22 protein-coding genes and 1 other annotated feature are annotated in these 16,095 nt (G+C 41.1%); of the genes, 13 read left to right on the top strand and 9 right to left on the bottom strand.

Annotated features, from left to right (window positions below):
• Positions 1 to 238: 238 nt before the first annotated feature.
• Positions 239 to 406, top strand: coding sequence for a hypothetical protein (locus ACXAEY_RS17500; RefSeq protein WP_270180761.1), 168 nt, complete (start codon positions 239 to 241; stop codon positions 404 to 406).
• Positions 407 to 498: 92 nt separating this feature from the next.
• Here the strand turns inward: ACXAEY_RS17500 and ACXAEY_RS17495 are convergent, their stop codons facing one another.
• The gene (locus ACXAEY_RS17495; RefSeq protein WP_270180763.1) at positions 499 to 801 is read right to left on the bottom strand and encodes an MTH1187 family thiamine-binding protein; all 303 of its coding nucleotides are present in this window, start codon (positions 799 to 801) and stop codon (positions 499 to 501) included.
• A gap of 124 nt (positions 802 to 925) precedes the next feature.
• On the opposite strand from ACXAEY_RS17495, the gene ACXAEY_RS17490 reads away from it, so the two are divergent.
• From ACXAEY_RS17490 to ACXAEY_RS17480, 3 genes are all read left to right on the top strand, one after another.
• Complete coding sequence (locus tag ACXAEY_RS17490) at positions 926 to 1,636, top strand: class I SAM-dependent methyltransferase (RefSeq protein ID WP_474813813.1); 711 nt, start codon at positions 926 to 928, stop codon at positions 1,634 to 1,636.
• 71 nt (positions 1,637 to 1,707) lie between these two features.
• Entirely contained in the window at positions 1,708 to 2,004 is a 297-nt protein-coding gene (locus ACXAEY_RS17485; RefSeq protein ID WP_474813811.1) for a hypothetical protein, read from the top strand.
• Between the two features lie 69 nt (positions 2,005 to 2,073).
• Positions 2,074 to 2,361 carry a putative quinol monooxygenase gene (locus tag ACXAEY_RS17480; RefSeq protein WP_474813810.1) on the top strand — a complete coding sequence of 96 codons (288 nt, stop codon included), beginning with the start codon at positions 2,074 to 2,076 and terminating at the stop codon, positions 2,359 to 2,361.
• Positions 2,362 to 2,426: 65 nt separating this feature from the next.
• On the opposite strand, the gene ACXAEY_RS17475 is transcribed toward ACXAEY_RS17480, so the two are convergent.
• Both ACXAEY_RS17475 and ACXAEY_RS17470 read right to left on the bottom strand, forming a co-directional pair.
• Positions 2,427 to 2,978 (bottom strand): TetR/AcrR family transcriptional regulator, encoded by a 552-nt coding sequence (locus ACXAEY_RS17475; RefSeq protein ID WP_474813808.1) that lies wholly within the window; start codon positions 2,976 to 2,978, stop codon positions 2,427 to 2,429.
• Positions 2,979 to 3,074: 96 nt separating this feature from the next.
• Positions 3,075 to 4,619: a BCCT family transporter gene (locus ACXAEY_RS17470; protein WP_474813806.1), complete on the bottom strand. Its 1,545-nt coding sequence runs from the start codon at positions 4,617 to 4,619 to the stop codon at positions 3,075 to 3,077.
• 363 nt (positions 4,620 to 4,982) lie between these two features.
• Here ACXAEY_RS17470 and ACXAEY_RS17465 point away from each other — a divergent pair, with 363 nt between their 5' ends.
• The 3 genes from ACXAEY_RS17465 to ACXAEY_RS17455 are packed head-to-tail and all read left to right on the top strand — an operon-like array spanning position 4,983 to position 7,315.
• A complete protein-coding gene (locus ACXAEY_RS17465; protein ID WP_474813803.1) occupies positions 4,983 to 5,873 on the top strand; it encodes a beta-keto acid cleavage family enzyme in 891 nt (296 codons plus the stop codon).
• Position 5,874: 1 nt separating this feature from the next.
• Positions 5,875 to 6,837 (top strand): 3-hydroxyacyl-CoA dehydrogenase NAD-binding domain-containing protein, encoded by a 963-nt coding sequence (locus tag ACXAEY_RS17460; RefSeq protein WP_474813801.1) that lies wholly within the window; start codon positions 5,875 to 5,877, stop codon positions 6,835 to 6,837.
• Positions 6,838 to 6,847: 10 nt separating this feature from the next.
• On the top strand, positions 6,848 to 7,315 hold the full coding sequence (locus tag ACXAEY_RS17455) for a thioesterase family protein (RefSeq protein WP_474813799.1): 468 nt from the start codon (positions 6,848 to 6,850) through the stop codon (positions 7,313 to 7,315).
• 46 nt (positions 7,316 to 7,361) lie between these two features.
• Here the strand turns inward: ACXAEY_RS17455 and arsC are convergent, their stop codons facing one another.
• The 3 genes from arsC to ACXAEY_RS17440 are packed head-to-tail and all read right to left on the bottom strand — an operon-like array spanning position 7,362 to position 9,465.
• Positions 7,362 to 7,784, bottom strand: coding sequence for an arsenate reductase (thioredoxin) (gene arsC / locus ACXAEY_RS17450; RefSeq protein WP_270180772.1), 423 nt, complete (start codon positions 7,782 to 7,784; stop codon positions 7,362 to 7,364).
• Between the two features lie 27 nt (positions 7,785 to 7,811).
• Entirely contained in the window at positions 7,812 to 9,107 is a 1,296-nt protein-coding gene (locus ACXAEY_RS17445) for an arsenic transporter (protein WP_474813797.1), read from the bottom strand.
• Between the two features lie 13 nt (positions 9,108 to 9,120).
• Positions 9,121 to 9,465 carry an ArsR/SmtB family transcription factor gene (locus tag ACXAEY_RS17440; RefSeq protein ID WP_270180774.1) on the bottom strand — a complete coding sequence of 115 codons (345 nt, stop codon included), beginning with the start codon at positions 9,463 to 9,465 and terminating at the stop codon, positions 9,121 to 9,123.
• A gap of 136 nt (positions 9,466 to 9,601) precedes the next feature.
• On the opposite strand from ACXAEY_RS17440, the gene ACXAEY_RS17435 reads away from it, so the two are divergent.
• The 3 genes from ACXAEY_RS17435 (at position 9,602) to ACXAEY_RS17425 (ending at position 10,329) form a co-directional block, all read left to right on the top strand.
• Positions 9,602 to 9,841 (top strand): carboxymuconolactone decarboxylase family protein, encoded by a 240-nt coding sequence (locus ACXAEY_RS17435; protein ID WP_474813795.1) that lies wholly within the window; start codon positions 9,602 to 9,604, stop codon positions 9,839 to 9,841.
• Entirely contained in the window at positions 9,842 to 10,138 is a 297-nt protein-coding gene (locus ACXAEY_RS17430) for a carboxymuconolactone decarboxylase family protein (RefSeq protein ID WP_474813793.1), read from the top strand.
• Between the two features lie 95 nt (positions 10,139 to 10,233).
• Positions 10,234 to 10,329 carry a YjcZ family sporulation protein gene (locus tag ACXAEY_RS17425; RefSeq protein ID WP_142329528.1) on the top strand — a complete coding sequence of 32 codons (96 nt, stop codon included), beginning with the start codon at positions 10,234 to 10,236 and terminating at the stop codon, positions 10,327 to 10,329.
• Positions 10,330 to 10,463: 134 nt separating this feature from the next.
• Here the strand turns inward: ACXAEY_RS17425 and desB are convergent, their stop codons facing one another.
• Positions 10,464 to 11,519, bottom strand: coding sequence for a Delta(10) desaturase DesB (desB, locus tag ACXAEY_RS17420; RefSeq protein ID WP_474813791.1), 1,056 nt, complete (start codon positions 11,517 to 11,519; stop codon positions 10,464 to 10,466).
• A 435-nt stretch (positions 11,520 to 11,954) separates the two neighbouring features.
• Positions 11,955 to 12,202: a binding site (T-box leader), on the top strand.
• A 47-nt stretch (positions 12,203 to 12,249) separates the two neighbouring features.
• Between desB and ACXAEY_RS17415 the strand changes: the two genes are divergently transcribed.
• A complete protein-coding gene (locus ACXAEY_RS17415; RefSeq protein WP_474813789.1) occupies positions 12,250 to 13,242 on the top strand; it encodes a tryptophan--tRNA ligase in 993 nt (330 codons plus the stop codon).
• 74 nt (positions 13,243 to 13,316) lie between these two features.
• Positions 13,317 to 13,646: a VOC family protein gene (locus ACXAEY_RS17410; protein ID WP_474813787.1), complete on the top strand. Its 330-nt coding sequence runs from the start codon at positions 13,317 to 13,319 to the stop codon at positions 13,644 to 13,646.
• Positions 13,647 to 13,673: 27 nt separating this feature from the next.
• On the opposite strand, the gene ACXAEY_RS17405 is transcribed toward ACXAEY_RS17410, so the two are convergent.
• A complete protein-coding gene (locus ACXAEY_RS17405; RefSeq protein WP_474813785.1) occupies positions 13,674 to 14,288 on the bottom strand; it encodes a class D sortase in 615 nt (204 codons plus the stop codon).
• A 208-nt stretch (positions 14,289 to 14,496) separates the two neighbouring features.
• Here ACXAEY_RS17405 and bioB point away from each other — a divergent pair, with 208 nt between their 5' ends.
• Positions 14,497 to 15,498 carry a biotin synthase BioB gene (gene bioB, locus ACXAEY_RS17400; protein ID WP_474813783.1) on the top strand — a complete coding sequence of 334 codons (1,002 nt, stop codon included), beginning with the start codon at positions 14,497 to 14,499 and terminating at the stop codon, positions 15,496 to 15,498.
• Between the two features lie 39 nt (positions 15,499 to 15,537).
• Here bioB and ACXAEY_RS17395 read toward each other — a convergent pair whose 3' ends face one another.
• Complete coding sequence (locus ACXAEY_RS17395) at positions 15,538 to 16,017, bottom strand: site-2 protease family protein (protein ID WP_474813781.1); 480 nt, start codon at positions 16,015 to 16,017, stop codon at positions 15,538 to 15,540.
• Positions 16,018 to 16,095: the final 78 nt, after the last annotated feature.

Here is a 16,095-nt window from a genome sequence, read left to right as displayed (position 1 = left end):
TACATCATTCATTCCTTCAATTACTGTAAGCTACCTTACACCCTTAAAGGTGCTGCTTTCTTAAAATTCGTTCATCACTATCACTATTCGCTTCTCCTTTTCTGTTTCCTTTCGTAGATCGATGAAAACTAGTCAATAAAATTCGCTGGTGTTTAGGGAGTGTGAAAAGCGGGTAAAGATATGATTACCAGCACAACGGCGGTATAATTAGATAACGATTGAAGGAGAGAAATAGATCATGACAATCGAATTAACATTGCAAATTTTATTATTAACAGTAGGCTTTATTACTGTATCAGCTATTTTCTTAAATGTAGATAAGAAACGTACACAGAAACAGCTTAAACTCGAACTTGCTCAGTATAAAGAGTCTGGAAAGATCCAATATAGCAATTCAAAAGGATGATCGCTTCTAAAGCTTTCATCCTTTTTTGGTTTGTAAGAAAGGCAAATTCTTAGGTAATGAAGAAGAGAGCTGGCTCACCCAGCTCTCTCTTATTATGATCCTAATTCAGTTTTCACTTCATTGATTTGACTATCGATGTTAAGGGGTTTATCCTCGCGATCCTCGATCTTAATGTTGGTGATGACTCTATCGGAGCCACTTTTTAGAGCCTGCGTGTGGATGTCTCTTGCTAGCTCAAATAGCTCATCAACATTCCCTTCAAAAACTGTGGAGGTTGGGCTAAGATGGTAAGTAAAGCCTTCCTTTTCAGCTAACCTTACTGCATCAGTTACAAATTGACTCATACTTGTTTGACCTGTGCCGACTGGTGTTACGCTTATTTCTAATAATGCCATGTTCCATCTCCTCCTTATTCTGAGGTATATATATGACATTGACGAATTGAAGGAAAACGAAACATCGCTGAACATATTCCATTCTAAAGTACTAACAAACGATGATAAAAAGGGGATTACGTCCATGAATCAATCGATTGAAGAGACATATAACAAATTAGCTCGTACATATGAAAAGAGTACAGATGAGGGGTCTTCATACAATGCGTATTACGAACGACCAGGAGTAATGAGCGAGATCAGAGAAAATCTTACCGGAATGAACGTACTTGATGCAGGATGTTCAGCAGGGTGGTATTCAGAACAGTTTGTTGGAAGTGGAGCTACCGTTACGGGGATCGATATTAGTGAAGAAATGATCCAAGCAGCCAAACGGAGAGTGGGAGAAAACGCTGATTTTATTCAACATGATCTTACGAAAAGCCTTCCATTTAAAGACGAGTCGTTCGATCTTATTGTGAGTTCGTTAACCCTTCATTACTTAAAAGACTGGGACACTGTTTTTGCTGAATTTAAAAGAGTGTTAAAACCAGGAGGAGAACTCATTTTTTCCGTCCATCATCCCTTTATGGACTTTACCAGATTTAACGTGAACGATTATTTTGAGACGACGCTTCTTACCGATACATGGAAAAAGCCAGAAGTTACGATCGACGTAACGTTTTATCGTAGAGCGATGCAGGATATTGTAAACGTCGTGACAAGATACTTCACTCTTAAGAAGCTCATCGAACCGAAGCCAGCAAAAATCATGCAGGAAAAAGAACCAAAATCATATGAATATCTCATGACGAACCCTCATTTTCTTATCGTCAAAGCATGTAAAGACCGTTGATTCTGAACGGAAGGTGAAACGTCTCCCCTTCGTAATACGTAAATAAAGTAAGTGAAGAGGAGGGACGTCGTATGGAGCTTTGGATGATCGTACTAATGATTCCTGTCTTCATTTTAGTGTTGATGGGATTTAATTTTCTCATGGGTTACCGAAAAGAACATATTCAAATAGATTTTGATGAGCGATATACGGACTTCAATGAGTATGTAAAAGCAATTACGAATAAGCTAAAAGCCGAAGGACGTAAGGTGGAGTATACGGGCTACCGAACATTTAAAATCGATGGAAAAGAATACGTTTTTATTGAACGAAACGTCAGCATTGGGGGAGTGCCGTTACAGCGAACGATTCTTAAGCCTGCTCGATAAGGGTGAACCGTTTAAAACGCTACCGATTTGTTCACACTATGAACGTTAACAATAACGAGGTGAATAATAGTGGAGCAAATCGTCATCACAGCTATCTTAAAGCCAATCGAAGGCCATGAGGAAGAAGTGTACAATGTACTCAAGACTGTAACGGAAGCATCAAGGAAAGAAGCGGGTTGTATCCAGTATGATGTTCACCAGTCTATGCAGGATTCAAATTACATTCTGATTGAAGTGTGGGAAAATGAAGAAGCGGTAGAAGCACATATAAACTCGCCTCATTATCAGAAGTATAGGGAAAGTATCCCTGATTTTGTTAGTTTGAGAGAAGTGTTTAAGATGAAGAAAATACTTTGAATGTGGTAGTTATTGGAATTCGAGCTTAAAAAAGCACTCGCTCAACATAGAAGCGAGTGCTTTTTTTATTTGTTTTCTTTATTTGGATAGGTTTGTTCTAAGAGTGCATCTACGACTTGCTTCCGTAGTTTCTCATCTAACGGTGCAAGGCTGAAGATTTCAGAGAACCACAATCCATCGACAGCAAGTCTTAAAATAGTTGCTTTCACAGGATCTAATCCGTCTGCCTCGATGTTTTCTTGCCAGTTCGCATATGTTTGTTGCAAAGGTTTTAGAAGGTCAGGATTAATCCCTTGAGCAGCAAGCATACCAGCACTTGTTTCTGTATTTTTAAGACTTTGATCGTACGTCGCTTTGACAAAAGCTCTTGTCCATTTGCCACTTTGGTTTATATCTTCTTGTACGGCATTCTCAACATTAGATCGATAGAGGTTGTTCATATGGAGGACAAGCCCTTCCACTAGAGCTTCCTTGCTCCGAAAGTGATAGAGAAGTCCACCCTTACTTACCTTTGCCTCTTCTGCAACAGCATCCAACGTTAGAGCGTCGATCCCACGCTTATGAACAATTAGAGCAGCAGCTTCTAATATTTTGTGCCGTTTTGATTCTCTAGGCATCGATCTGTTCCTCTCAACTATATTTTCAAATCTTACCATATCGTATCACTAGCAGAATTCTAGTTCAATATATAGCTATCATCGTGACTCGCGTTATCAGCTTGCTTGTTTTTCCTTTTGTATATGATTTTCCGTATCTTCTTTGACTAGCTTAATAAAAGACCAGCCAAGCATAGGAAGGATGATCAATAGCGGAAATCCTCCTATAATACTGATCGTTTGGAGCGTTTTTAATCCTCCTAGATACATAAAGATCATCGGCAAAATCGATAGTGAAAGTGCCCAGAACAATCTGTTCCAACGGACCGGTTCTCCCTCAACGCGTTTTTGAGTCACTGAAGCGATGACATAAGATCCAGAGTCATACGTAGTCGCTAAGAAAATGGTCGCGAGAAGGACGAACACAATGATGGCAAGACTTGCAAAAGGCAAGTTTGTAAGTGTGCCGATAATTGCCGCAGGCGCCCCCTGTTGGTTTAGTGTTTCAATGACAGCATATTGTCCACTTAGCTCAAGGTACATTGAATAGTTCCCTAAGATCCCGAAGAATAGGACTGTTCCAAGACTTCCGTATAGAATCGTACCAAAAACGACCTGACGGATCGTACGTCCTTTGGAAATTCTTGCGATGAAAAGACCGACGAATGGTGCATAGACAATCCACCATGCCCAATAAAAGACAGTCCATGATTCTGGAAAAGCTGTTTTTGTGAATACGCCAAGGTCATTAAAAGGTTCGGTCCATGTACTCATAAGGAAGAAGTTGTCTAACATTCGACCAAGCCCAGTAACGGTAGATTCAGTCATAAACGTGGTTGGTCCAACCGTGAAAATGAAGGCTAATAGAATAAATGCTAGCCACAGGTTGATATCACTTAAAAGGCGAATCCCTTTTTTAAGACCTGAGTATGCACTTAAACCAAAAATCATCGTACAGAATACCAAAATGATGGATTTTGTAACAAATGTATCGGGTACACCAATGAGATGATTTAACCCTGCAGAGATGATTGGTGCTGATAAAGCAAGTCCTGTTCCACCACCGCCAATAAGTCCAAACATAAATAGGATATCGACCAGTCTCCCAAGAAAACCATCCGTGTGCTTTCCAAGAAGTGGACGGCATGCTTCACTAACTTTAAATACATTTACTTTTTTTACATAAAACAAATAGCCGATCGGTAATGCAGGGATTGCAAACATGCTCCACGCGATTGGTCCCCAGTGGAAGAAGCCGTACGTTGCCGCCCATCTCGCTGCTTCCTCGGTTCCAGCTTCGATTCCAAAAGGTGGGCTTTGATAATAATAAGCCCATTCGATAACGCCCCAATATAGAATTCCGGTGCCTATTCCACTTGTAAATAACATGGCAGCCCAAGATCCTGTTGAGAATTCAGGCTTCGTTTCAGTACTTCCTAATTTAATGTTTCCATATTTACTAATGCCTATATATAAAAGAAAAAGCAATAATAATAATCCAATGGTAAGGAATACTACCCCCATGTGTCCTGTGACAACATCATTCAGTGTTAAAACAATGTTTTTCCCTTGCTGAGGAAAGATGAGTAAGGGTAATGATACAAAGATGAGTAAGGCTAATGCCCCCAAAAACGTCTTCCAGTCCATGATGTTTGTTGACATGAAAACTCTCCTTCTTTCTTATTTATTTCTCCGATTTGTGAACACAATTGTAAAATGTACTATCCGGACGGTAATGTTTCAAAGTGTTGAAAGGTAAGCATACAAAAGAAAAGAAGAGTATAGTGTATTTAAGTTGGAAAGAGTAGTAGATTTGGCATGTTTTGAGCAAAAATGAGGTTTTACAATATCTATAGGTGATTGTAACGGTTAGAGTAGTGGAAGTACGGGATGTTCCTTTTATTTCTATAATGATTCAATTCTGTAGAAATAACGGCTTGAAAATAAACAGTCCAGATGGTATAGTTTCAACTGGCTTGGAAAGACAAAAATAATAATCGATAACAGATAAAGGAGGACATTTTGATGAAAGGAAAAGTATTGTTAACAGCAGCAGTAACGGGTGCAGGAGATACGATAAAGAAAAACCCAAATGTTCCTGTCACACCTAAAGAAATTGCAGAGTCTGCAATCGAATCAGCAAAAGCAGGGGCAACAATCGCCCACGTTCATGCTCGCGATCCTGAAACAGGTGGGATCAGTCACAACGTAGACCATTACCGTGAAATCGTGGAACGCATTCGTGAATCGGAGACGGATGTCATTATCAACATTACATCTGGAGGCGGGGGAGATTTCATCCCTAGCTTATCCACACCATCTGCGGGTGGAGAAGGTACAGATATGCAAACACCGAAAGAGCGCCATGAACCTGTAGGTCAGTTACTACCTGAAATGTGCACGCTGGATTGCGGAAGTACGAATTTCGGTAACATGATCTATATGAGTCCAACTGATTGGTTGCGTGAACAAGCAAAGCTTATACAAGAAAGTGGTGTGAAGCCTGAACTTGAGTGTTTTGATACAGGTCACGTTCGCTTTGCAAAACAATTGATCGATGAAGGATTAATCGATGGTGACCCAATGTTTCAGTTTTGTCTCGGTATTCCATGGGGAGCAGAAGCAGATGCTGAAACGATGCTTTATATGAGAAATCGTCTTCCAGAGAATGCGCACTGGTCAGCGTTTGGAATCGGTAGAATGCAGATGCCGATCGCAGCTCAATCCGCTTTGCTTGGAGGAAACGTTCGAGTAGGGCTTGAAGATAACATCTACTTGAGTAAAGGCGTTCCTGCAACGAACGAACAACTGGTTGATAAAGCCGTTACGATGCTTCATGGTCATGGTCTAGAACCAATGACTCCTCAAGAAGCAAGAGAGTATCTACAACTTAGAATCCCGCACGGAGGGAAATAAAATGGCAGATATCAAAAAAGTAGCAGTCGTAGGGACAGGCGTAATTGGTAATGGATGGATTACACGTTTTCTTGCTAATGGATACGATGTTGTCGCAACTGATCCAGCAGACGGCGCTGAGGAGAGAATGCGTAAAGCGGTGGATCATGCATGGCCTTACGTAGAGGAACTTGGGCTAGTGGAAGGCGCATCAAAAGATCGACTGTCGTTTGAGAAAGATCTTGCAACAGCAGTTTCAGATGCTGATTTTATCCAGGAAAACGTTCCTGAAGTTGAAGATTTGAAGGAGTCTGTACTAAAGAATATTGATTCTCATGCGAAAGAGGATGCGATCATCGGATCAAGTACTTCAGGAATCAAGCCATCCTATTTACAGCGCGGACTTTCACACCCTGAGCGTTTTGTTGTAGCGCATCCCTTTCACCCTGTTTATATCTTGCCATTAGTAGAAGTTGTCCCTGGACAAGCGACTACAAAAACGTACACTGATCGTGCGATGGCGTTCTTTGAAGGCATGAATATGAAGGCATTACTTGTTCGTCATGAAATTGAAGGTCACATTGCAGACCGACTACTCGAGGCAATTTGGCGTGAATCGCTTCATATTGTAAATGAAGGGATCGCAACGACAGAAGAAGTGGACAACGCGTTTATTTATGGTGCAGGACTTCGTTATGCGCAGTACGGTCCTTTCCTTACGTTCCATCTTGCAGGGGGAGAAGGCGGTATGCGTCACATGTTGAAACAGTTCGGACCTGCACTTAAGAAGCCGTGGACAAAGCTTGAAGCACCGGAGCTAACAGATGAGCTTCACGATCGGGTTGTTGAGGGTTGTGAAGATCAGTCTCGTGACTGCAGCTTATCGGAGCTTGATAAGAACCGAAACGAATTTCTTGTTAAACTTCTTGATCTTGTGAAGGACTATTGGCCAGAAGCGCAGCAAGTTAAGAAGTCTAACGAATAGGAGGGGCAACATGTCTACTTTCAAACTCGAACAGCATGTTCTCAAAGAATGGGTCGATTACAACGGTCATATGAATGATGCTGAATATGCGAAAGTTTTCAGCATTGCTGTGGACGAATTTATGAACCATATCGGCCTGAACGAGGAAGGACGCGAACAATACAATTACTCGATCTTCACTTTGGAAACGCACCTTTGTTACTTGAAGGAAGCTCATGAAGGTGAAACGTTAATTGTAAGGAGCCAAATCCTTGATCTTGACCAAAAACGCATTCATATTTTCTTCAATATGGAAAACGATCAAGGTGATGTCGTGGCAACAAGCGAACAGATGCTAATGGGAATGGATACGACAGAGGGAAGACCTGGAGCATTTCCAGAAGCTGTGGTTGTCGAATTAGAGCAAATGTATGTGGCAGATAAAGAATACGAAACACCGAAGCAGGCCGGCCGAACAATCGGTATTAAAAGAAAATAAGCAAACAAAAAGGCATCCCTAATCGATTGGGAATGCCTTTTTCTGTTTACTGCTCTTCTTTTGCAAAGCGTTCAATCCGTGCATCGATTTCATCACGGACACGTTGGAAGAATGCCCATTTTTCTTCTTCAGTTCCTTCAGCTTTTGCAGGGTCGTCAAAGCCCCAGTGCTCACGTGTTACATGTGGAGGCGTCATCGGACATTTGTCGTTCGCATCTCCACAAAGTGTTACGACCATGTCAGCATTGTTCAAAAGCTCTGAATCGATCGTGTCAGATGTTTGGTTCGTGATGTCGATGTCGACTTCTTTCATTGCTTTCACCGCATTAGGATTCAATCCATGCGCTTCGATTCCAGCAGAGTAAACGTCGTAGCGATCGCTAAGGTGTTTTTTTGCAAATCCTTCAGCCATTTGACTTCTGCAAGAGTTACCCGTACATAGGAAATAAATCGTTTTTTTGTTAGACATGATCAATCGTCTCCTCTTTTTTATAAGTTAAATGATCAATAGCCACAGATAGAGGCCAAAGAGTGTAATCAATAGTGTAGGAACAGTTAATATAATTCCTATTTTAAAGTAGTATCCCCAAGAAATCTTCACACCTTTTAGGGACAGTACGTGAAGCCATAATAGTGTAGCGAGAGAACCGATCGGGGTGATCTTAGGACCTAAATCAGAACCGATGATGTTCGCGTAAATCAGTGCTTCTTTTAGCGTGCCTGTTGTAGATGTTGCTTCAATTGCAAGCGCATCGATCATAACCGTAGGCATGTTGTTCATAATGGAAGATAAGATGGCAGCGATGAAGCCCATCGAAACGGTTGCTGCTAGTAATCCTTGGTCAGCTGCACCCTGAATCAGGTTTGCGAGTATGTCCGTTAAGCCAACATTCCGGAGTCCGTAAACAACAACGTACATACCGATCGAGAAGAACACGATCGCCCATGGTGCTCCATTTACAACTTTACGCGTTTCGACCGCTGAACTTCTTCTAGCCATCAGAAGGAAGAAGATTGCAACGATTCCTGCGATGATCGAAACGGGAACGCCGATAAATTCACTTGCAAAATACCCTACGAGCAAGACAGCAAGTACGAGCCAGGATAGTTTGAACATCTTCTCATCACGGATTGCTTCTTTCGGTGCTCTAAGCATCTTCAAATCATAGTTCCCTGGAATATCTTTTCTAAAGAAAAGGTAGAGCACAAGGATACTTGCGCCAAGCGCAAAGAAGTTCGGAACGACCATTCTTGAAGCATATTCAACGAATCCGATATCGAAAAAGTCCGCTGAAACGATATTCACGAGGTTACTAACAACAAGTGGCAGTGATGTCGTATCTGCAATAAAACCACTCGCCATAATAAAAGGGAAGATCATTCTTTCTTGAAATTTAAGATTTCGCACCATCGCAAGTACGATTGGTGTCAGGATAAGTGCTGCGCCATCATTTGCGAAAAGTGCAGCTACAACAGCTCCGAGTAGCGTTACGTAAATAAACATTCGGAGTCCGTTCCCTTTTGCTACTCTTGCCATATGAAGAGCAGCCCATTCAAAGAACCCGATTTCATCTAGGATGAGTGAGATCAAGATGATCGCAATAAACGCGAATGTGGCGTTCCATACGATTTCGGTTACGGTTATCACATCTTGAAAATCAACGACACCTACAAGAAGGGCTAGAATGGCGCCACCGCATGCCGACCACCCGATTCCGAGGTTTTTCGGCTGCCAGATGACGAGAATCAATGTAAGTATAAAAATCATGATTGCAAGCATTACAGAAGTCAAATCGATTCCTCCATTAATCACAGCGTATGCGTCGTCCGCTTAGTTCTAGTTGGTGAAGCTTGTCTCGTTGATCCGGAACGAGCTGAATGATACTTTCGATGATAGAAAAAGCTTCATGGTCTCGGTTGAGTGAGTAAAAGATCCACTGGCTATTTCTTCGCTCTTTCACTAACCCAGCATCGCGAAGCTTACGAAGATGCTGGCTGATGGAAGGCTGGCTCATGTTTAGTAAGTCCACAAATTCACATACGCAGCATTCGCCGTCTTTTAACAAACTGATGATTGTCAGTCTTGTTTTATCTCCTAACAGTTTAAGAACGCTAGCAGCTAATTCCATTTCGATCGCCGTTCTATTCATTGCATCACCTCCAGTCATTAGTATATAAGCATGTACTTATATATGCAATGATTTAATCCTTCAGCTCACGATTTTGAAGGTGAAGAGCTCTTCCTGCTAGAAAAGAAAGGGTATGACGTGAAAGGAGAGATGTAACATGGAGGCAAGAATAAAAATGGTACCCTATGACGAAGCAGAAGGGAAATTAAAGGACCTTTATGAGGCATTCAACAATGAAATGGCCAATATATTGCGCGTGCATTCCTTAAATCCTCGTTCTCTTGAAGCACATTTGAAGTACTACAAAGTCATTATGTTTGCTGAGTCGCCATTATCACGAAGAGTAAGAGAAATGATCGCAACGGTCGTCTCAGTAGAGAATGAGTGTTTTTACTGAATGGAACATCATGGGGCGGCGCTCCATTTCATTACGAAAGATCGTGAACTAGTAGATGGGATAAAGAAGAATTATCGAGAGCTAGATTTAGAAATGAAGGAGCTAGCTATACTGGATTACGCTGTTAAGCTTACGAGAAAGCCAAACAGTGTGACGGACGAGGATGTGGCAGGATTAAAAGAAATAGGGTGTATCGATCGAGAAATTCTCGATGTATGTCAGATTGCTTCTTACTTCAACTTTGTGAACCGAATGGCAGAAGGTCTAGGGGTTTCGTTAGAGCAGCGGGAGGGATAAATCAAACAATCCATGCCTTACTAAACGAATGCCTATCCAACATGGTAACTATAGCATAGGATATAGTAATCCATGATGGAAGGGAGGCCAACTCCATGGGATATGGTTACGGCAGCGGGTTCGCTCTAATTGTTGTGCTGTTTATTCTCCTTATCATCGTAGGTGCAGCTTTTGTTGGAGGCGGGTACTAATACTCAATTTCTAAAGCTGCATGTAGCGGGTTAATCCTGCTAAATTGCATGTAATGAGAACAAGGATGCAGGGAAGGCTAATTTGGCCTCCTCTGATAACGAGAAAAAGCAGCCCTTCTTGGGCTGCTTTCTACTTATTTTTTAAAGAGTTTGCGTGGTAAGATCGATTGAGGATTGAGTTTGTTTCCTAGTGATCCGAAGCCATTTCCACTGTTTGGATCAACAAGTTCATTGTGTTCGAAATAAACACGAGGCGTTTTCCAAAGTGCAATGAGCGCTCTCGTCATCGGCATTTCATGATAGCGTTCAGGCCACATGTCTTTAATGTGCTGTTTAACGAGCGGATAATATTTCGGACTCATGCCAGGGAACAAGTGATGTTCCGTATGGTATGAGAAGTTAAAGTGAATCTTATCTACCCATTTTGGAACGGTAACCGTCAAGCTGTTAGCAAGTGGGTCGTTCACAGGCGTCAATGGATTCAAACGATGATTTGTTGAAATATAAGCCATTACGATAAAGTTTGCGATCAACAATGGAATAAAGAATGCAAAGATCCATTTTTCGAATCCCATGATGAATAAGAGACCAATCCATGTTACCCATGGAAGAACAACTTGTAGCCATACTTCTGTCTGCTTCCCTGATTTGAATTCTTTAATATAAACAAAGAACATTTTCATTGAATGTGCAGTGAACTGAATAGTAAGCGATGCAAAGCTAAAGAATGCTCTGATGAATAATGGCAGTCTATAGATCCAACGGAAGATCTTCATCTTTGAGATCTTCTCGAGCGTTGGCCATGCATCAGGATCATTCTCATCATGTTGTGTGTGCACATGGTGGTTCATATTGTGCCATTTACGCCATAATTTTGGTCCAGTACTTAACGGAAAGAAGGCGATTGCACCAAGGGTGTCTCGAAGCCAAGGCTTACGTACAACTGTTCCGTGCAAAATTTCGTGACCGAGAAACCCAAGTCCAGCAAAGCTTGCACCGATTACAACTGAGAAAACTAAGTTGATGAGTGGATGTAAGTTAAACAGTGCTATGATCAGGAAGCTGGCAACTGTAATCAACAAGTATATGAGACCGCCGAATAATCGGCTAGGTACGGGTTTAAAGGCATCCTTTGGCATGTGTTTCTTCACACGTGCCGCATACCAACTGAATGAGTGTAGATCTTTCACTAAATCACCTTCCAATAGTCATTTGGGCAGAATTTTCAATTTTCTTATCTATGATTCGCAGTTAACTTTAACAGCACGATAAAGGCAAGTCAATGGAATTTATGACCAAAAGTTATGACCAGGTACTAAAAATAGTCATTTGAAAAATAATAACGCTATTATGCCAGACTAAAAAGCATAACAACAAACACGATTGTAAAAACATTTTAAACAAAATTATTTTTAGTCATACATGTAATCAACATGTAGAAATTCTTTAAATACTTTAAAAATGGGATCCTGTTTTGTGTAAATTAGAGGATGAGTGGAAGTTATTTCTTACCTTTCTAGTATAACGCTTCTGGAAAGAATAAGATAATTTTAAGAAGCGTAAAGCAGAATTGTGGAAATATTTTCTTGACTTGACTACCTGTAATGTTTAGAATAATAAAAAATACACGAGCGATGATGAAGAAGAGTAGTCTTTAGTAACACGTCAGAGAGCTGATGGGTGGTGTGAATCAGTGTGTGCTGAAGGGGAATGGGCTTCTGAGCTTCCGGACTGAACGAAGGAGTAGGTTGCGGCGGAAGGTCTTACCGATAAAAGAGACACCTTATAGAAAAGCTTTCTTTTCTGTAGGAGTTAAGAGCGTTTGTGTGAAGCAAACGAATAAAGGTGGCACCACGGGTTTCTCGTCCTTTTCATAGGATGAGAAGCCCTTTTTGTGTTGATTAGAATGGAGGATGAGTGATGAAGAAAACGGTATTGACGGGTATTAAACCAACAGGAAGGATTCACCTTGGGAACTATATCGGTGCGATCAAACCAGCGTTAGAGCTTGCAGCAGAAGAGGATCCTGTTTATTTCGTAGCAGATTATCATGGACTTACGAAAATACAAGATGCTGAACAGATGAAAGAACTCTCGTACGGGATTGCTGCGACATGGCTTGCTTTAGGACTTGATCCATCCACATCCATTTTTTATCGCCAGTCTGATGTTCCTGAAATATTTGAACTTTCATGGATTCTTGCATGTTTTAGCTCAAAAGGGTTGATGAATCGTGCGCATGCATACAAGGCGATCGTCGATCAAAATAGAGAAACAGGGCGCGAAATCGATGATGGAGTCAACATGGGACTGTTCACATATCCGATTTTAATGGCTTCTGATATTTTACTCTTCCAGTCTGATCTTGTTCCAGTTGGAAAAGATCAAATCCAGCATGTTGAAATCGCTCGTGACCTTGCAGATACGTTCAATCGACAATTCGGTGAAACGTTCAAACTTCCAGATTATGTTGTGAAGGAAGAATCTGCTGTCATACCGGGTCTCGATGGTCGGAAGATGAGTAAGAGCTACCATAACACGATTCCGATTTTTGAAGAGCCTGAGAAACTTAAGAAGTTGATCAACAAAATCAAGACGGATTCGACAAAACCTCATGAAGCGAAGGATCCAGACGATTCGACCGTATTTGCACTTTATCGTGAATTTGCAAGTCAAGATGAGGTTAGTAAAATGAGAGATCGATTTGAAAATGGAATTGGATGGGGAGAGGCGAAAAAAGAACTGTTCGAAGCGATGAACCATGTGCTTGAAGAGCCTAGAAGAAAATATAAGTATTACATGGAAAATCGAGAAGAGCTTGATCGGATACTTACTGAAGGGGCAGGAAAAGCTAGAGCTAAAGCGAAACCTCTCTTGAATGAAGTGAAGCAGAAGATCGGAATAAAAGCATGAATCGATTGAAGGAACGCTCGAAATGAAAGAGAAATGGGAAGAATGGGAAAGATGAATGAAGTGAGGTGTAGTGAATGAAATATGAGCTGTCTAAAAATATTGGCTTACAAGTAAAAAATGTCGCTGAAGCGAAAAGATTTTATGAGAAAGTATTTGGTTTTAAGCACCAGGAGCACAGTACAGTCAATGAGGTAGAATTCAAAAGCGATCACAATCACATCTTTTTGATCGATGGAGAGGAAAATCTCGGGCCAGTCTTAGAGTTAGAAGTGGAATCATTAGAAGAAGCAAGGAATGATTTATTGAAGAATGGTTGTAAAATCATTCGCTGGGAAGGAAAAGGGAAAGATTGCTATATCCAAGATCCTTATGGAATGACGTTTAATATTTGGGAGAAAGATTAAGAAAGAGCTGCCGAAATGGCAGCTCTTTTACTTACGGAGTGGTGTTTCTTTTGAAACGAGCTCTGATTGAATGATATATCGTTCTGGTGCGAACCCAATATAATCAAACGGATAGCAAGTTGTTAACGTTAAAGTAGGCTCTTCCTTGTTTACGATAACGGAACGGTCATCTTCATCTGTGATCAAAATCTTTCTTACTTGATAATCGTATACAGTTCCATTGAATTCTACATACAAGTGGTCGCCTTCTTTTACTTGATCAAGGTTGTGAAAAACGGTGTCTCGATGCCCAGAGAGAACCACGTGGCCATTTTCATCAGGCGTGACAGTCCACTTACTTTCGTGTAGACCGACACCTTTCTTCAATGAATCCTCATCCGTTCCATAGTAAACGCTGTATGTGCTGCCTATCCTTGGAATCGATAGCATAGCTGCTTTTTCACCATACTCATATGTGGATTTTGATTCTTCTTCCTCAACAGCAATCGTCTTTTTCTCCACGGTCGAATCCCAACCTGGATGGTTTTTTTGGACGACTTCTGGCTCATGGGTAACAGCTTTGCTTTGATCCCAAAAGGAATAGCCACTCCATAAAACGATCAAAAGACCTACGAATAACAGCAGAATTCCAACCTTTTTCATAGATGCTTAACGCTCATTAAAAGGTTTGTCATTCGAACTCCTCCTATAAAAACAGTCTCTACTAATTGTCTTCCTCAGGAGGTAAGATGTAAACCATTATTTCAAATATTTTCAAAAAAAGATCAGATTGACAGACGTTTCCACTTGGTGGTAGGTTAATGTTAACTTAAATAAATAATAAGTTAACATTTAAATGGGAGGCAATTGGATGCTTAAAGTCGAAGAAACAACAGCGAATTGGGAAAAATTTGCGGATCTTGCACTTGAAGGGAAACAGCTGACAAAAGAACAAGCTATTACAGTACTTTCATCCTCTGATGAATCGTTATTACCTTTATTGAACGCGGTATACCGCGTGAGAAAGCATTATTTCGGGAAAAAAGTAAAGCTGAACATGATCATCAACGCGAAGAGCGGGTTATGTCCTGAAAACTGTGGGTACTGTGCTCAATCCGCCTATGCGGATACGAACGTAGATAAATATGCACTTCTAGACAAGGATACCCTTGTGAGTGGGGCACGGGAAGCGATGAATCGTAAAGCTGGTACATACTGTATCGTGATGAGTGGACGCGGTGCAACAAACAGAGAACTTGATAAAGTAATCGATGCTGTTGAAGAAATTAAATCTGAAATGCCTCTTAAAATCTGTGCTTGTCTCGGAATTCTTTCTTCTGAGCAGACGAACCGTCTGAAAGAAGCCGGCGTTGATCGCTACAATCATAATATCAATACGAGTAAAGGTCACCATGACAACGTCACGACAACGCACTCGTATGATCACCGTGTGAAGACGGTTGAAAATGTAAAGGAGTCTGGTATTTCACCTTGTTCAGGCGTAATCGTTGGAATGGGAGAATCACACGAAGATGTGTATGATATGGCAGCAGAGCTTCGTCGAATCGATGCCGACTCGATTCCGGTTAACTTTCTTTACTCTGTGCCCGGTACGAAGATGGAAAAGATGGATGAGCTTGATCCAAGATACTGCTTAAAAGTGCTCGCGCTATTTAGGTTAATGAATCCAACAAAAGAAATCCGTATCTCAGGTGGGCGTGAGGTGAACCTTCGCTCTCTACAAGTGATGGGATTATACGCTGCGAACTCCATCTTTGTCGGAGATTACTTAACGACTGACGGAGCTGAGTCTTCAGCTGACCATAGAATGATAGAAGATTTAGGATTTGAGATTGAAGAGTGCGCTTTATAAGCTATAAAAAAAGCTGCCATGATGGCAGCTTTTTGCTAGTTAGTCGATCGGATCTTCCGCTTTTCCGTAGCGAATCACATCGAATATCGCGAGGCCATCACTAGGCTTTCCAGCATCGTTTCGATATGGCATAAGCGAAAAGAAAATAAAGTAAACAGAGAAATAGGAATACTGATAAAAGAAAAGTGTCACAGGTAGGACATCTAAATTCATAAGTAGATTAAGAATCAAGATAACACCTAGATTGAATAAACTACCTGCGGCATAGATGGCAACATGTGCCCACGTTTTATTGTAGGTTAGTTTTTCATACTGACACCATCCTTCCATGAAATACTTCTTCTTCACTTCGAGAGCCCCGAGATGGAACAGCGTTTCGCCAGTACCTATGCAAAACTTAATTTTCCCGCCGAACAGTCTTGCCGTAAGAACGTGACCTGCTTCATGAACAAGCGTTACGATCGGGAGAATCAAGAAAAAATTTATTAAAAACATTGGGATGTCGCTTAAGGTAAACAATTTATTCCTCCTGGATGCAAAGAGAATTTTTGTGCAATGTTAGAGGTGTTACCCCTTTTTAGTAAGGTGTTAACACTA

Source organism: Anaerobacillus sp. ABA4_114, from assembly GCF_056159065.1.
The sequence above is the reverse complement of the archived record's forward strand: the minus strand, read 5'-3'. Positions and strand labels throughout refer to the sequence as shown.

Bases quoted from the DNA above. Each gene is read 5' to 3' on its own strand.
- ACXAEY_RS17490 (WP_474813813.1), top strand. From the start codon at position 926: ATGAATCAATCGATTGAAGAGACATATAACAAATTAGCTCGTACATAT.
- ACXAEY_RS17485 (WP_474813811.1), top strand. From the start codon at position 1,708: ATGGAGCTTTGGATGATCGTACTAATGATTCCTGTCTTCATTTTAGTG.
- ACXAEY_RS17435 (WP_474813795.1), top strand. From the start codon at position 9,602: ATGGAGGCAAGAATAAAAATGGTACCCTATGACGAAGCAGAAGGGAAA.
- ACXAEY_RS17430 (WP_474813793.1), top strand. From the start codon at position 9,842: ATGGAACATCATGGGGCGGCGCTCCATTTCATTACGAAAGATCGTGAA.
- ACXAEY_RS17460 (WP_474813801.1), top strand. From the start codon at position 5,875: ATGGCAGATATCAAAAAAGTAGCAGTCGTAGGGACAGGCGTAATTGGT.
- ACXAEY_RS17405 (WP_474813785.1), bottom strand. From the start codon at position 14,288: ATGAAAAAGGTTGGAATTCTGCTGTTATTCGTAGGTCTTTTGATCGTT.
- ACXAEY_RS17455 (WP_474813799.1), top strand. From the start codon at position 6,848: ATGTCTACTTTCAAACTCGAACAGCATGTTCTCAAAGAATGGGTCGAT.
- ACXAEY_RS17410 (WP_474813787.1), top strand. From the start codon at position 13,317: ATGAAATATGAGCTGTCTAAAAATATTGGCTTACAAGTAAAAAATGTC.
- arsC (WP_270180772.1), bottom strand. From the start codon at position 7,784: ATGTCTAACAAAAAAACGATTTATTTCCTATGTACGGGTAACTCTTGC.
- ACXAEY_RS17475 (WP_474813808.1), bottom strand. From the start codon at position 2,978: ATGCCTAGAGAATCAAAACGGCACAAAATATTAGAAGCTGCTGCTCTA.
- ACXAEY_RS17495 (WP_270180763.1), bottom strand. From the start codon at position 801: ATGGCATTATTAGAAATAAGCGTAACACCAGTCGGCACAGGTCAAACA.
- ACXAEY_RS17415 (WP_474813789.1), top strand. From the start codon at position 12,250: ATGAAGAAAACGGTATTGACGGGTATTAAACCAACAGGAAGGATTCAC.
- ACXAEY_RS17500 (WP_270180761.1), top strand. From the start codon at position 239: ATGACAATCGAATTAACATTGCAAATTTTATTATTAACAGTAGGCTTT.
- ACXAEY_RS17465 (WP_474813803.1), top strand. From the start codon at position 4,983: ATGAAAGGAAAAGTATTGTTAACAGCAGCAGTAACGGGTGCAGGAGAT.
- bioB (WP_474813783.1), top strand. From the start codon at position 14,497: ATGCTTAAAGTCGAAGAAACAACAGCGAATTGGGAAAAATTTGCGGAT.
- ACXAEY_RS17440 (WP_270180774.1), bottom strand. From the start codon at position 9,465: ATGAATAGAACGGCGATCGAAATGGAATTAGCTGCTAGCGTTCTTAAA.
- ACXAEY_RS17470 (WP_474813806.1), bottom strand. From the start codon at position 4,619: ATGTCAACAAACATCATGGACTGGAAGACGTTTTTGGGGGCATTAGCC.
- ACXAEY_RS17425 (WP_142329528.1), top strand. From the start codon at position 10,234: ATGGGATATGGTTACGGCAGCGGGTTCGCTCTAATTGTTGTGCTGTTT.